Here is a 16,821-nt window from a genome sequence, read left to right on the forward strand (position 1 = left end):
CGCTCCCGGGGGAACGTACCGGCCGCCGGAGTCGGTTCACGGCGGGCGGAGGCGGATCAGAGCGACCAGTCCACGGACGGCAGGGCGACCGCCACGGGCGGCCGGCCGAGGCGCAGGTGCCAGTCGTCCTCGGGGAGCCCGTACTCGTCCCCGACCGCCGCCCCGAAGGCCCGCACCGCCTCGGCCTCGGCCCGCGCCAGGGCAGCGGGGTCGCGCCCCTCCTGCCGCAGCCGGCGCAGGTCGGCCAGGGCGCGGGCCAGCACCGTACGGGGCTCCGTGCGCCCGGGGTCGGCGCCCTCCAGCCTCTCCGCGACCGCGTCCAGCTCCGGGCCGTAGTGGTCGAGGTTCGTGTCCACGGCGCGCCGCATGTCGGCGTCCCGCCGGTCGGGACGGGCACCGCCCGAGAGCGTGACGTGGTGCCCCCCGGCGTCACCCGCGACCACCAGGGGGACGGAGCCGGGATCGCCGCCCCGCACCGTGACCCGGAGCAGGGTGTGCTCCGTGCCGTTCAGGTCGAAGCGGACGTGGGACCGCGGGTCGACCTCCAGGCGCGTCCCCGCGGCGGGGGACAGCAGGGACCGCGCCTCCGCGACGGCGTCGGGCGTGGCGTAGAACTCCCCGGCTCCCCGCCGCTGGTCCGGCACCGCGAACCGGCCGTCGTCGGACACCTGGAGCGCGGGCCGTTCCTCCGCGGCCCCCATTGGCCGGACGGGCCGGTAGGCGGGGAAGGACCCGGCGTCCCTCGGCGGCCCGGTCAGGGCGAGCGCGATCGGATCCACCCCCGCGACCGGCTCCACGCGCGCGTCCCCCTCGCGGCGCGCACGCGGCGCCGGTCCCTGCGTCTCGTACACGGTGACCCGGAGGCCCGGGGCGGCTGCCAGGAGGGGAGCGTCGGCGGGCGGGGTGAGGGTCACGCCGGGCACGGGGCCGGGCGGGGTGGCGGGAGGGGCCAGCCGGGTGGGATCGAGGGGCGCGGACGTGCCGCCGGGAACGACGGAGGCATCCCCGTCCCCACGCCTGTTCGCGTTCCCGTCGGTGGGAGGTGTGACGGTCACTCCGGGCACGGGGCCCCGCGGAGCGGCCGGCGGGGACAGCCGCGCGGGGTCGAGCGGTGGGCCGGAGGCGCGGATGCCGGCGTCGTCGGGCGGGGTGACGACGACCGACGGCGGAGTCCGCTCCCCGCCCGCCTCGCCGTCACCCTGTTCCGGGCCGTCGGTGTCCTCGCGGGTGACCGGTGCGGCCTCACCGTCGGTGGCCGGCTCCGCCCGCGGCCCCACGACGAGGTCGTCGTGCCGCTCCGCCAGGACGCCGGCCTGGTCGTCGTGGAGCAGCCCGATCAGGCCGCCGTCCACGTCGATCTCCACCGTGGTGCGCCGGCTGCCGGTGAGGACCCAGGTGACGTCCGAGGTGTAGTAGTGCTGGGTCTGCTTCCTCTTGTCCCGTTCGTCGACGGTCTCGCTGCGCGTCGTGCTGAGCGTGGTGCCGTGCTCGCCGCCGATGCCCAGGGGCGCGCCCAGGTTCGTGGTCGCCCCGGCGACGCCCGGGCCCTCCGGCGCCGTGGGACCGGAGGTGCCCGCGGGGCCGTCCGGGGTCACCGACCCGGACCAGGCGAGGGTGGTCCGCTCCCGCTCACGTTCGGTCTCCCGCTCCCGAACCTGCGTCTCCCCGCTCGAGTCGAACTCCGCGGAGGCGAGGTGGCGGGTCCTGCGGACGACCATCCGGACGGTGACGTGCTCGCCGTCCGCCACGGGCACCGGGTAGCCGTCGCCGAGCAGTTGCCGGACGTTGGCGCGCAGGTTCCGCTCGGTCGTCAGCAGGTCGGTCCGGAGGCCCGCCAGGGTCGCCGGGGCGAGGTCCGCGCGGAGGTGGGTGCCCGTGTCCTCCGCCGTGACCCGGCGCGGGAGGGCGGCCGCGGTCGGCAGCCACCTCACGACCCCGCCGAGTCCGGGCAGGGACAGGGCACGCAGGGCCGGGGCAAGGTCGTCGGTCAGCCTCCGGACCTCCGGGGCCACGGCGGTGGGGCCCTTCGGCCGGACGCGGCCGACCGGTTCGGTCCGCTCCGGGGCCGTCACGCCCGGGCGGGTCAGATGGTCGGGGACGAGGAGCCGGACCTCGCGGTCCGCGATCGTCCTCGTGCCCGCGGGCTTGTGACCCGAGGGGAAGACCTTCTCCCACTCGCCGCCCCACTGCTCGGCGAACCACCGGCCGGCCCGGCCGTCCGTGACCCGGTCGACGAGCCGGGCCGGAGCGGTGAGCGCGGCCCCCGCCAGCCGGACCATCTGGTGGGGCTCGGAGGCGTCGAAGACCTGGACCGTGTACGCGACGGGGTGGCTGAACTCCTGTGCCGTACCGCTGACCTCGAAGCCGTGCTGGTCGCGTGCGGACGTGGTGACGGTCGTGGTGCGGCCGGCGGACGTGTCCGCCCCGGCGCCGAGCTTGGCGCCGCCGCGCGACATGCCGTCCGCGCCGGTCGCCTTCAGGGTGACCGACACCTGCCCGCCCCCCTTGTCCGACACACCGGACGCGGAGGCGGTGGACCGGGTGGCGGCGGCGCCCAGGGCGAGCGTCACCCGGTCACGGGGGCCCCGGTACGTGGGGTCCCCGACCCGGGCGGTGACCCGGACGCCGATCATCCGGGCGCCTCCGCCGGGCTGCCGCAGCTTGATCACCTGACGGACCGAGGTGGTGCTGAGGGCGGCGAAGGAGGCGCGCAGCGCCTCCGGCGAGAACACCGTCTCCAGGGCGCGGGAGAAGTCCGTGGGCGTGCCGTCGCCGAGGTGGTCCGGGATGCCCTTCAAGGTGCCGAGCAGGCTCTTCACCTCGGCCAGCACGTCGTCCGCGCCGAGCTTCTCGACGTGGGAGACGGCCTTCGCCAGGTCGGCGTCCACGTACGAGCGGGGCTCGTGCGTCACCTCGGGCCGCGGTGCGGTTCCGGGCAGGCCGAGGACGTGGGCCTGGTGGTCGGGGACCGTCAGCTCCACGCCCCCCTCGACCTTGACGTACCGCGTCCCGGAGGAGGGGTCCGCAGGGCCCGTCGAGAGGCGGCCGTCGGGCCGCCAGGTGTGGTGGGCGATCTCGTAGTAGGCGTCGGCGCGGTAGCGGTGGCTCGTGCCCTTGTACGTGGCCGTCGACGTGCCCGTGCCGGTCGAGGCGAGGGTGCGCGCCCTCGTGTGCGTCCGGGTGACCTCCGCGGACACGGCGGCGGCGACCGACTTCCCGGCCAGGGAGGCGTGGCCGCCGAGGCTGAGGCCGCCGCCGTAGGTGAGCGAACGTGTCTTTGCCGTACTGGACTTGGTGCCCGTCTCGGTGGTGTAGGTCAGGTTGGTCCCCGTGCCGGACCCCTCGTGGGCGGGTCGGCCGAGCCGCAGTCGGACCACGAGGGCCTGCGCGCGGCCGGAGGGCGCCGGCGGCAGCGGGAACACCGCGCCCTCCGGGCTCGTGAGCTGTTCGAACCGGGACTGGAGGAAGTTCGGGGTGAGCGCGTCCTCCAGCTCCGGCGTCAGGCTCCGGCGCAGGGTGCCGAGGTCGTCCCCGGAGTGCCGGTCGAACTCCTCGTCCCCGTGGCGGGGCTGCCCCGCCCGGCCGTGCTCGGCGACGAGCGCGACCACGGAGCCGGTCAGCAGCCGGGTGCTCAGGAAGTCGGGGTGGATGCCGCCGAGGCCGTCGCGGGGCAGGACGAACTCCCTTTCGTCGGTGGCGCCGAGCCAGTTCGGGTCGTCGTTCCGGGCGACCTCCGTCAGGACTCCGGGGGCCGGCCGGTCGGCGGTCGCGGCGTTCGCGAGGTGGTCCTCGCCGACGCGCACCACGGCGGTGACGTCGTCGCCCTCGACGCGCAGCGCCGAACCCGACAGCCGGTCGCCCCGGGCGTCGTGGACCGTGGCGGTCAGGTGGTGGACGGCCGTGTAGGTGAACTCGGTGTGCCGTCCGCTGGTCTCCTGCTCGCGCGAGGCCTTGAGGGTGGTGGCGACGGAGTCCTTGACGTTCGAGGGCGTGGCGCCGAGGCCGACCTTGCCCCCGGGCTCGAACCGCTGCTTCTCGCGGGTGTCGACGCGCACGGTGCCCCCGACGGTGGCCGCGACGGACACCTGGTCGCCGACGCCGACCGTCTGGTTGGCGCTGCGCGTCACCGCGCGGGTCAGCGACAGGTCGCCCGTCTCGGTTCTGCCCCGGAAGTCGAGCAGTTCCGAGCGCAGGTGCAGCCGGAGTTCCCGGTCGCCCGCCCTCAGGACGAGCGGGACGCCGGAGCCGAGGAGCTTGGGGAAGCGGGCCCGCATGCCCGGGGTGCCGAAAGCGGCCGAGAGCTCCCGGTGGAACTGCGCGTACTGCGCCTCGCTCAGCCGCTTCCTCAGGCCCGAGCTCTCCAGGTGGGCGTCGAGCCAGGTGCGGGCCGTCGTCAGGACCCGCTGGGAGCCGGGGAGTTCGCCGACCACGCCGGGACCGAGCCCGGTGCGCGAGGCCAGCGCCGGGGGCTCCAGGGGGTCGGTGTCCGAGGACCGCTGGCGGAAGGGGCCGAGCAGGGCGCCGTTCCCGTCGACCCTCAGCAGCCACGGCGTCGAACGCCGGGGGTCGCTCTCCTCGCGCAGCACCAGCCGCGGGTGGCCGGCGAGCCCCGCGGTGAGCGCGTCGTGGCCGCCGTACCCGGCGTCGACGCGCACCTCCACCGCACGGTGACGGACGGCGAAGCCCTCCAGCTCCTCCAGGACGTCGGTGAACACCCGCGTCGGCCGGTCCGCCGCCGCGGCGTCCTCGACGGCGAGGTTGCGCACGATCTGTTCGACCGGGTGGCGCAGCGAGCCCTCGACGTCGAGCCGTCCGCCGCCGTCCCTGCGGACGGTCAGCGTCAGACGGTCCGCGCCGGGAGGGCCGGGGATGTGGAGCGGGGTGCCCGTTCCGTCGTGCACCGTGAAGCCGAGCCAGGGCCGGTCGGCGGCGAGCCGGGTGAGCTGGGCGATGCCGGCCTCGCCCGGCTGCAGCGTGCCGAAGAGTCGGCCGAAGCCGGACGTCCGCAGGCGCTGGGCCGCGGTGACCTCCCCCGAGGAGTCCACGTGATAGCGGAAGGCGGTGTCGGGCTCGCCCGCGCCCGCGAGCGAGTAGACGTCCCTACCGGTGACGAAGGACACCCGGGGGTGCGCGCGCAGCCTCGTCCAGGCGGCTCCGTCCGGGAGCGCGTCGCCCGAGGGCGCGATCTCGATCGGATGCCGTCTCGCGATCCTCAGCAGCCCCGCCGCGTCCGGCATCCCACCGCTCGGGAACGGCCGGAGCCTGCCGACGTCGGTGTTCGCCGAGGGTTCCTGCCGGGCGAGCGTCAGCAGGTCGCGCACGGCCCGGCCCATCACCCGGAGGCGCGTCGGCGGAGGGGTTTCGGGTGCCTCCCGGTTCGGCTCGCCCGTCTGCTCCGGCACCGCCTCCGGCGTCGGGCCGAGGAGCCCGGCCTCGAAGGCGTCGGCCTGGGAGCCGGGCACGCCCACGGCGAGGTCCAGCGTCGAGTCGAACGACAGCGTCGTCCGCCGCGAGGAGGACACGAACTCCACCTGGAACACGGCGGTCGCGCGGTACTCGACCTGCGGCTCCTCGGTGTGCTTCAGCTTGACCTTGGTCTTGTCCGAGCCGCCGACGTCGGAGTGGTGCGAGCGTGCCGCGTTGACGGCCAGTTCCACGCTCGGGACGACCATGGGTCCGTCCGGGTCGGTCAGGAAGGAGGCGCCGACGGCGAGCCCGGACTTGTCGCCGAACTTGCTGCTCGACTTCACGCCGAACGCGTCGGAGAAGTCCTCCCGCACCCGCACGTTCCCGCTGGTCCGGCCCATCCGCCGCAGCCGGGTCAGTTCGGCGCCGACCAGGAAGTGTCCCGAGAGCGACTTCCTCGGGAACCCGCCGGCGGAGTGCACGCCCGAGGTCAGGCTGCCGGTGCTCCACCACTGGTTGCCGTCCTTCAGCGCCTTCTCGTTGAAGACGTCCGAGGCCACCTTCGAGAGGAAGGCGGAGGTGGTGTCCGCGGGAAAGCCCGCCTTGGTCATCGCCGAGGCGAGATCGGTCAGCAGGGGGCCCGGCGCGATCGCGTTCACGGTGGAGAGGACGGACTTGAGCGCGCCCGGCGCCGCGACCTTCCAGAGCGTCCGGTCGCCCGACGCGTCGGTGCCTTCCGGGAGGGCGAGCCGCAGGCGCGTGGGGTGGGCGAACCCGGTCACGCTCGACGCGTCCCCGTCGAGCACGCGCACCTGGACGCGGACGGTCCCGTCGAACTCGTGCACCTCCTTCGGCACGGTCCGCCCGGCACCCTGGGTGTCCGCCGTGGAGGTCCGGGCCGAGGCGTACGTGGTGCCCGCGGAGACCTTGACGGACGGGGTCGTTCCCGTCACGTTCGTCATGTTCGCCAGCTTCACCACGGAGTCCACGCCGCCCGCCGCCGACTGGTTGCCACCGGCGGTCACCGCGCGGTTGGTGACGCCCTGGTTGCCCGAGGCGTACGGCGCCATGTGCTCCTTGGCCTGGGTCGCGTGGTGCGCGAGGTCGACCGGCCCCGCGGTCACGATCACCACCTTGCCGCCGACGGCGAGCACGGCCCCGTGGCGCAGGAAGTCGTTCCAGACGTCGGCGTCGGCGCTCGTGAGCAGCGGCTCGATCCGCTTCAGGACCCTGTCGGCCGTCCTGGCGCCCACCGTGGCCCTCAGCTCGTTCCGGGCCTCCTTCAGGGCGGAGTCCGGCCGGTCGGGACCGGTCACGGACACCACCCGCCCGTCGCCGAGCGCCGTCCCGTCCTCGACGTACCAGGGCGGGCGCGGGGCCGGGGACGCGGAGCCGTCCGAGGAGGCGTCCGGCGGTCGCGGCGGCTCCTGGGGGCGCGTCGACGAGGAACCCTCGTTGAGCTCGGCAGGCCCGAACGCGACGGCCTCGGCGACGTCGCCTGACTGCTCGTCACCGTCGGCCAGGTAGCCGTCGGGCGCTGCCGCCGTCGCCGGCACGCCGTCGTCCGACAGCAGGCCGTCGGGCGGCATGTGGGCGTCGAGCAGCGTCGTCTCGACCGTGGCCCCGCCGCCCGTCCGCAGGGAGAGTCTGACCCAGTGGTCGGGGACCAGGCGGGGCCTCCCGTCGGCGCCCCAGACGACCTTCCGCGCCACCGCCGTGTGGCCGGGGCCGTCGGTGTCCGTCGTCGACGCGCCGGTGACCGGGGGCACGAACCACAGGGTGGACCGGGGCGCGTACGCGGTGAGGGGGAGGTCGGGCCGTAGGTCCCGCAGCGCGCGCAGGGTGTCGGCGGCGTACGACCGCTCCAGGTTCTCGCCCAGCCCGCAGGCGGCGAACTGCAGCGGCTTGGCGGTGTCCCACACCCCGTCGTCCGCCAGCCGGGACAGCACGACGGCCAGCTCGGCCGCGGGGACCCTCCGGCCGCGCCAGGTGGGCGCCCCGTCGGTCCCCGCGATGTGGCTCGCCAGGGTGAAGAACCGGTCGTCCCGCGGGAAGCGCGCCACGGTGCCGCGGATGCGGTCCGCCTGCGCCGGATCGGTGTCGGGGTCGACGAGGTGATGGGTGTCGTTGGCCTGCCGGGAGCGGGTGAGCGACCCGACCAGCTCCTCGATCCGCTCGGTGGAGGACGGGGAGACGGTGGGGGTGGGTGCGGGGGTGTCGCCGCCGTCGGAGGCGAAGAGGTCGAACAGGTCGTCGTCGGCGGAGTCCTCGGGCTGCTCCGACGTCTCCGGCGAGGTCTCCTGCGTGCTCCGCGGCGGCCTCGCGTTCGCCGTGTCGCCCAGCTTGGCGGCCTGGACGCGGAGACGTTCGCTCCCGATCGCCTCGAAGTGGGTCCGCACGGTCTCGTCGTCGGCGAACATGCCGGCCAGCCGGCCGTACATCGTCTCGTAGGCGGACGCGTTCGGGCCTTCGGGGATGTCGGCGAACCGGAACCGGCCGTACTGCGGGAAACCGTCCGCCGCCTCCCCGGCCGCCGGCGGTTCGGCCAGGCTCGGCCCCTGGCCGGGCGACGATCCGGCCGTCTCCGGTGCGGCGAAGTAGTGGTCGAAGGTCTTCGTCCCGATGTGTTCCTCGCCGTACGAGCGGTAGCTGCTGTAGCGCGTGTAGGAGGAGAGGTCCGCCTGGTAGTACTGGACGAACTCGTGGAAGAACTTCCGGATGTCCGTCAGCGCCGCCTCGTCGAGCGGGGCGGGGCGCCGTCGTGCGTCGTCGAGGACCGTCAGCGGCCTGCCCGTCAGCCGCAGCGCGGTCTCGGCGAGCCAGAGGAACGTCTCGTTCTCGTCGTTCTTCTTCCTGAAGTAGAAGCCGAGCGGGTCGGAGTCGACCAGCTGGAGAGCGGCGCGGAAGGCGAAGTCGGCCCCCTTGTCGAGCGGTCCGCCCCAGAGGTACCGGTAGCGGTACATGAGCTCGACGGCGCCGCGGTGCTCCGGCTCCGCGTCGTGCGCGGTCTTCCCCTTCCCGTACATCGCCTTCGAGTTCAGCTTCTCGATGTCGTGGAAGAGGATCGCCTTGACCACCGCGTCCGCCGGGATCAGCCGCGTGCCCGTGGCGCCGGTGGCGGCGGCGAGCTTGCGGAACTGTCCGGCCACCATCTGCGCGTGCTCGTAGAACCGGTACTCCTCGGTCGGGGCACAGATCATCTCGTACCGGTCGAGGAGTTCGGGGGACTCGTCGGCCAGGAGGTCGAGCATGCGGTGGGTCGGCTCCCCGTCGGCCAGGAAGCGGCTCAGTTCGCGGCCCACCTCCGTCTGCCGGTCGACGACCCCCTGCCACGCCGCGCGCAGCGAGGCGAAGTCGTGCCACACGATCTCCTGCCGCACGTCGAGGTCGGCCGTGACCTCGGTGTCCTGACGGGAGAGTTCGTGGGCGATCGCCGCGTGGGTGGCCCACAGGAGGACGGGTCCCTCCATGAGGCCGGTGACGGAACCCGGGTCGTACCGGTCCAGCGCCTCGCCGCCGGGGTTGGTGATGTCGAGCAGCCTCTCGTGCTCCTTGAGGAAGACGCCGAGCTCCTTCACCCGGGCCTCGTACGGCAGCTTGCCGTCGTCCAGGATCGGGTCGGGTACGCGCTGGTGGGGCAGCTGGAGGGAGTGCTTCCACGTGACATGGTGCTGGCGGAGCTTTCGCGAGATCCGTTCGAGCGCGGTCGCGCTGTTCTGGTGCGACGTGCCGTTGAGCCACGGGTTGTAGGCGCGGCCGAGCAGCGGGCTCTCGGAGTCGGGCATCCCGACCCGGTCCCGCAGCTCGTTCACGTGGAGGTGCTCGCCGTGCTTCGGATAGGTGTGCCCGGCCAGGACGGAGTCCTCGCTCATGTGGTCCGTGGCGCCGTCGTAGTACGTGACGAGGGAGAGCGCCACGGCCTTCTCGCGCAGGAGGTCCAGATCGTCCCCGCGGATGCCGAACTGGTTGCGGTCGCCCGAATGGTCGACGCTCAGCGTGGCCGCGCCGGCCTGGGGGTCCGTGAAGTCCCGCGCGGCCTCCGTGATCCGGTGGTAGACCGCCTGGGGGACCAGGTAGGAGCGGATCAGCGGCTTCAGCGGGACGTACCCCGGCCGCTCCGCGTTCGCCGCCTCGGCCGCCTGGTACTTCATCATCCAGGCGACGGAGCGCAGGGGAGTGCCGACGCTCGTCCAGATGAGGCTCGCGTTGCCGGTGTGGATCACCACCTCGCCCGTACGCGGGTCCTGCTGGATGTCCTTGTGGTCGCCCCCCGTGGACGAGGCCAGGGCGCCGCCGTCCTCCGGGACGGCGAGCGGGACTTCCGCGACCACGGCCGTGTACAGGCGTACGTGCGGCTGCCCGTCGACCAGCTCCACCTCCACCTCTCCGCGGTGGACGTAGAACTTCGAGTCGAAGGTGTAGTTCTTGCCGTTCCAGTGGGGCCCGGTGGCGGTGGGACGGCTCGGTCCCGCGTAGCTCATGCCCGGGACGCCGATCACCGGGGCGTCGGGATCCGTCCGTCGGGACGGTCCCCGTACGGAGCCGACGGGCTCCGCCGGATCCACCTCGCGGATCTTGACCAGGGCCCGGCCGCCCGAGGCACGCGTCACCGACCTCACCTCGTAGTGCGCGCCGGGCGTGAACGCGAAACGCAGGGCGTCGTGCTCGCCGCCCGCGGACCAGCCGATCAGCGGGTGCACCTCGATGATCGCGTCGTCGGCGGCGGGAGTGTGCCCCTGCCGGGTCGTCCAGGCGGACGCGGAGGCTGCGGGGAACAGCGTGTCCAGGGAGTACGTCTCCTGGCCGCGCGTCATCTCCTGCAACTCCCCCAGTCGCTCGGGAGCGAGCACGGCGCCCGTCTGCACCGGGTGCCAGTAGGGCCTGATCCGGCGGTGGATCTCGGCGAGGTCCTGCGGAACCCGCCGCTCGGCGCCACCCTCCTCGCGGCGCCCGACCGCCTCTTCCCTGGCGTGGGCGATGACCCTGGCCAGCCCTTCGGCGTCGACACCGGTGCCGGGCAGCTTCGCCAGCAGAGCTCGCGCCTCCTCGACGTGCGGCGTCGGCGGCGACGTCGAGATCGGCCAGTCGCCGGCGACGGGCCCGGTCGTCGTATCGCCCTCCTCACCGAACCGCACCGCGCCCTCGTGCGCGGGACCGTCGGCGTCCCGGGCGCGCACGGCGTCGGCGGGGGCCCCGTCGTCCCCGACGGGGGTACTCGCGGCGGTGTGGTCGGGCGCGCCGGTGTCGCTGTAGCGGTGCCAGTCGGCGCCGTCGCCGAAGACGGTGACCCGGCCGTCGGCCGTGACGCCCACGTGGCGCGCCGTGAACAGCCCGTCGCCGCCCGGCACGTACCAGACGGGGGCGTCGGCGGCGAGACCGGTGAGCGGCCCGGCCTCCGCGTCCGTCGCGGCGCGGTGCTTCCACAGGCCGCTCATGACGGTCCTGACGGTGCTCTCGTGAAGAGGCGTGGCCAGGTCGCAGCCGGTGAACCGGATCTCGGTGACGTCGTCCAGCCGCCCCTGGTCGTGTGCCTCGGTGAGCGCCCTGAGGACGACGTCAGGATCGTGCGGGGTGTCCGGGTCCGTGTGCATGCCGACGACGAAGACGCCGGGGCGCGGGGGCACCGCCCGGAGGGCGGCGGTCCGGGTGGCGGACAGGGGGCCGACGGCGATGCCGGCCGGGATGCTCCGGACCGGCCCGTTCCCGGGTGCGGTCCACGAGCCGGGACCGGCGTTGTCGTGGAGGACCGAGCCGGACTCCGACACGTCCTCGACGGCCTCCAGGTAGCGGTGGGGGAGGGTCCCGTCAGGCAGCGCGGCCGTCGCCATGACCCCGGACGCGTCGGCCCGGCCGGGCGTGTGCCGGAACAGCGTCTCGGCGTCGTGGTAGCGGTCGGGCAGCCCCGCGTAGTGCAACAGCTCGTGCAGCAGCATGGCGTCGTCACGCAGCCGCGCGTCCGGGGCCGCGTCGTCGGCGTGCAGCCGGAGGTGCAGCTGGTCGGACCGCGTTCCGGGCCCGCCGTCCCGGCTGACCGTGACCCAGTCCTCGCCCCTGGTGCCGTCCCGGGGGACGGGCATGGGGTCGAGCCGCACCTCCATGTGGAGCTGATCCCGGCTGCGCGGCAGCCGGAAGCCCAGGTTGACGTGGGTGTCCAGGAGCCCCTGGAGCCGCTCCCGCAGCGCGGCGACGTCCGCGGCCGCGTACGAGTGGTCGACGGCCACCGGGAGCGTGACCCTCACCAGGCGCACGGTACCGCCGGGCGCCCCGTCCCCGTCCGGGGGCACCGTGAAGCGCTGGACGTCCGCGCTGATGAGCGTGCGCCGCCCCGCGAGCGTCCCGTCGTCGTTCCGCCGGTCCGCCGTGCCGGGGAACGGGCCCGTGGCCGTCGGGTCCGCCGCCGGGTCGAAGCGTTCGGTGCGGACGCGGGCGGGTGGCGGCACGTCCTGACGGCCGGGCGTCCACTCCCACGCCGACCAGCGGTCCGCGCCGATCGGGCGGTCCGCCGGCGCAACCTCCTCGGGGTTCAGCTGCCCCGGCCGGCTGAGGGAGGAGTCCTCGGGAAGGTGAGGACTGCTTCCGGGCCGCGGGCGCTTGGACTGCATGACGACGTCGCCGTCGCCGTCGGAGCCGCCCGCGCCGCCGTCCTCCCCGCTGTCCTCGCCGTCCCCGTCCCCGTCCTCGTCGAAGGGGAACCGGCGCTTGGACGTCGGCGGATCGAGGTCCATGTCCTCGGGGCCCCGCGTGCCCTCGCCCGCCCCGTTCCGTGACCGCCGCTCCTCCTCCAGATCGCGGCGGTGGTCCGCGGCGATCTCGTCGGGGAACCTGCGGTCCACCGCGACGTGCCTGCGCAGTTCGTCTTCGCTCAGCGGAGAGAGGGTGTGGTAGTGGGCCCAGTCGGGCACGCCCGACGCCGCCGGTGCGGGCGTGAGCAGTCCGGGCACGTCGAACTCCGCGGCGAACACCGAGGAGCCGTTCAGCACTTCGGGCAGCGAGTGGTGGCCCTGCCCGACGAAGGTGGCGATGATCGCGAGCCGCAACGCCTGGTGGTCGACGGCGACGCCCCACCGCTCGGCCATCAACTGGGCGTACTGGTGGAAGTAGTAGCCCGAGCCGGACGTACCGGTCCTGACCAGCCGGCCGTGCTCCTCGCTGACGTTCTGGAGGGGGGAGGTCATGCGGAGGTGGGACCGCTGGGCTCCGGTGATCCAGGTCAACTGCCCCTTCTTGTTCCGGCCCTTCTCCTTCTCCCGGTCGCTGAGGGCAGGCTTGACGTCTTTCGCGTCGGCCTTGTAGAGGCGCGCCGCGACGTCCTTCCACTCGGCATGGGTCTCTGCGTATTCCTTCGTGTTGTTCCGCTTCTCCTGGGTCATCGTGCCGAGTGCCTTGAGGAGGGCGTCGTGCTTCTCGGGATCGGGAAGGACTTCCCTGTACTTGCGCTCGGCCTGAATGACCTGAGGGTACTGAGGCAGACGGTCGAGAGCACGGGGCAGCGTGGACGTCGAGATGGACCTGAAGATCAGTGTCATGCGTTCACGGAGGTTGCCGTGCTCGACCACGTGGGACAGGCGCTCCGCGCTCCGTCCCACGGCACCGGGCAAGGAGTAGTTGTCGGTCCCCAGCCTCTCGCGGTACCGGGGTTCGACCCTGTCCCAGATCGTGCGGGCGAGGACCCGCGCGACCTCGTTGACGTCGTCCCGCGTGGAGAGATACGCCGCGAGCCGCCTCTCGAACTCCTCCGACGCCTGCATGTAGCGGATGCGGACGAGGTCGTCGACGGAGGCGTCGTCCTCGTCGGTGAACGGCCGGGAGGGGGCGCCCGAGCGCCTCGCACCCGAGCTGGAGCCCTCGCCGTTGTCCGTCGGCGTCGAGCCGCCGGGGCCGAACGCGACGGCGTCCGGGTGCTCCGCGTCGACCGCGGGCGTGCGGAAGAGGAAGCGGACCGCGTCGTCGGGCAGGGCGTCGGCGTCGGGGGTCGTCCGAACGGGCGTGTGGTCGGGGTCGCCGCTGTCGCCGTAGACGTGCCAGGCGCCCTCGTCGACGACCGCGATCTTCCCGTCCGGGGTGAGCCCGACGTGGCGCGCCGTGAGCAGGTGGGCGCCGGCCGCGTCCCCGCCGGTGGTGGGCACGTACCAGACGGGGGCGTCGGCGGCCCGGGCCGTGAGCGGGTCGGGGGCCGGCGTACCCTTCGCGGCGCGGTGTCTCCACAGGCCGCTCATGACGGTCCTGACGGTGCTCTCGTGGACGGGGGAGGCGAGGCCGCAGGCGGTGAACTGGATCTCGGTGACGTCATCGAGCCGCCCGTCGTCGTGGGCGTCGGCGAGGGCTTGCAGGACCGCGTCCGGATCGTGAGGGGTACGCGGATCGGTGTGCATGCCGACCACGAAGACGCCGGGGCGCCGGGGGATCGCCTGGAGCGCCGTGGTCTGGGCGGGGGTGAGGACGCCCACGGCGATGCCGGAGGGGATGTCCCGGACGGTGTCGTCGGGCGGGGTCGTGCCGGCGTCCTCGTCGTCACCGGGGCGGACGATGCCGTCGGTGTCGCCGCGGGGGATGCCGTCACCGTCACCGTCACCGTCACCGTCGCCGTCGTGGTCGCGGCCGCTGTCGAGCGGGGCGGCCACGGGGTCGGAGGGAGGTGTGGTGTCGTCGGGATCCGCGTCGTCGTGCACGGGCAGGAGGTAGTCGAGTCCCTGCGCCCTGGCCCTGTCGGCTTCGGCCTGGAGCGGGTGGGGCCTGCGTCCCGTGGCCGTTTCGGTCGGGGCTGACACCTCCGTGCGTGCGGGGTCACCCGTCTCCCGCGGCACGGACGGGGTGAACCGGTCGCCGCCTCCGCTCTCGGTCACGGGGCGGGCCTCGGTGCGGTCCCGGCCCTGCTCCGCCGGGTTCGGCGTCAGGGCCTCGGTGTCGCCGCCCAGGAGCGAGGAAAGATCCGACGAGACGGTGGCCTGGGACGGCCGGGGGACCGTGCCCTCCTCCTCGTCCGGCTTCGTACCGCCGTCGTCCGAGGGCGCGTCGCCGTCCGACTCGGTCCGGAACAGGGGGTCCCGGGCGATCTCGTCGGCGAACGACGGGCCCGCGTCCAGGACGAGCGGCGTGAAGGCCCCGTCACCGTCGCTCTCGACCGTGACGTCCGGCTGCTTGGGCAGGTCGGAGAAGAAGGGGGTACCGGTGATGGGGTTCGAGAAGACCCACTTCACCATGTCCTTCATGTCGCGGGCGAAGCTCGTGTCCTGCGCCTCTGACGTGGGGCGGGGGACCGGCCAGGGGGCCGGGTTGCCCGTCATGTTCGCCACGAACGAGGCGATGTTGATCGGGTGCAGCAGTCCGAAGTACTTGCTGTCGTGCGGGTTGTCGGCGTGCTGGTGGGTGAGGACCCAGTTCTGGTACCGCACCGTGATCGGCTCGAACGCGCGGTGCAGGCCGGCGCTCAGCGCGCCCATGGCCACGCCGGTGGCGAACGGGCCGCCGCTGACCTTGAACTCGCCGTCCCCGAAGATCAGGTTGTAGAAGCCCTCGCTCAGCATCTCGTTCGTGCCCTCGTTGAGCAGGCCCGCGACGGCTCCGCCGAGCTGGTACATCGGGTTGCCCTGGAGCGGGTTCTCCTGCTTGAAGATGCGGGCCAGGGCGTTGCTGTGCTCGGAACGGGCGAACAGGTTCGGCATCGCGTCGGCGAGGTTCTTCAGCGGCGCCAGCGCGCCGAAGTCCCCCATCGCCCTGGTGAGCAGCTCGGGCAGCTCGGTGTGGTCGGCGCCGAGCCGGACCCACTTGCGGGCCAGCATCTCGCCGAACGCCTCGCCGGCCTCCCTGGCGCCGGCTTTGCCGAGGTGCTCGGAGAAGACGTCGCCCATCTTCTTGGAGAACGAGTCCGCGATCGTCCCCTCGCCGAAGCGCATGAACCCGGTCTCCAGGTTACGGGTGACGCCGCCGAGGAGTTCGCCGACGTCCTTGGCGAACGCCGACCGTGCCTCCGGGGTGGAGAGGATCTCGTCCAGCGGGTTCCCGGCGTCGCCCGCGGCCCGGCCGGCCGTCGACGTGTCGGGAGCCTTGCCGGACGCCCCGGCCGTGGGCGCGTCCCCGGCGGCGGCCTTGCCCGCGCCCGGCACCTCGTTCCCGCCGACACTCTCCGTCTTGTGCGGGGACGGCACATCGGTCTTGTCCGCGGAGGGCGCGTCCGGCCTGCCCGCTCCGGGTGCGTCGCCCTTGCCGGGGGCCGGGACCTCGCCCCTGCCTGTCGTGGGGACGCCGCCCTTGCCTGTGGTGGGGGGTACGTCTCCCTTGCCCGCGGTCGGCGGGGTGGTCCCCTTGCCCGCGGCGGGCGCCCCCGTCGCGGGGGCGTTCGGCTTGTCCTTGGCGGTGGCGCCGCCCGGCGTCTCCGCCTTGGGCCGGCCGGGCGTGGGCGACGGCGCGGGCACGATGCCGTCGCCGACGGTCTTCGGCGGGACCGGGGGAGGAGTGACGCCGGACGGTGCCTTCTGGGGCGGGGTCGGCGGAAGGTCCTTGTCCGTCTTCGACGCGAGGTCGTCCAGCTTCGACCTGGTCCCGGCTCCGGCCGCCGCGCCCGAGCCGCCGGTCGGGACGTCGGGCTTCGGGTTGGGCGTGATGTCGTCCAGCTTGTCGTCGATCTTGTTCACGACGTCGTCGAGCCGCTTGCTGATGATCGATTCGGGAGTCTTGCCGATGAGCCGGCCGAGCAGCTTGCCGCCGTAGTGGGACAGGATCTCCAGCGGACCGGCGACGACGCCGCTCAGCGCGCCCTGCTTGACGGAGTCGATCAGCGACTCCGTGTTCCAGCTCGTGGTGTGGCCCGCGCCCAGCTGGTAGAGCTGGATCACCGTGTCCTGGAAGACGCCGCCGACGATGCCGATGAACGTCTGGCTGATGATCGTCTGGAGCAGCCACCGGAACAGCTGGTGGAGGCCCTCCCGCGTCGCCGCGAACAGCGCCGACACCGGGCCCCAGACCGAGCCGAAGGTGAAGGCGGAGAAGAGCGTGGCGAACAGGATCTCCGCCAGTAGCTGCACCAGCTGGAGGATCGCCATGATCTTCGTGTACTCGACCTGGTTGGCGACCTTCAGTGCCACCTCGGACAGCTGACGGGACAGCTCCGCCGTCTGCTCCAGCTGGTTCGCTCCCGCCGTCTGGCCCACCAGGTCGTTCATGGACAGCAGGAACGAGTCGGCCGCCTCGCCCTCGAAGTCGTTCTTGACGATCGGGATGAGCTCGACGACGTACCCGGACAGCGTCTCCAGGTCGCGTGCGATGGCACCGTAGTGCTCCGACACCCGCCGCATGAGGTCCTCGTCGGCCTCGGGCCACTCCATGCCCGACACGAAGGCGAGGAAGTCGGCGATCCCTTCCGGCGGGTTGATGGCCATGGCGTGGGGGTCCTCTGATCGGGCGGACGGCTGTGCCCGG

Annotated in this window: 1 protein-coding gene; it reads right to left on the minus strand. The window is 73.7% G+C overall.

The window, feature by feature from the left end; all coding sequences use genetic code 11:
* Nucleotides 1-56: 56 nt before the first annotated feature.
* Complete coding sequence (locus tag ACZ60W_RS28945; protein WP_469758330.1) at nt 57-16,781, minus strand: WXG100-like domain-containing protein; 16,725 nt, start codon at nt 16,779-16,781, stop codon at nt 57-59.
* Nucleotides 16,782-16,821 lie beyond the last annotated feature (40 nt).

The organism is Streptomyces sp. NPDC104202, from assembly GCF_055584185.1.

Coding starts and splice junctions, on each gene's coding strand:
- ACZ60W_RS28945 (WP_469758330.1), bottom strand. CDS start 16,781: ATGGCCATCAACCCGCCGGAAGGGATCGCCGACTTCCTCGCCTTCGTG.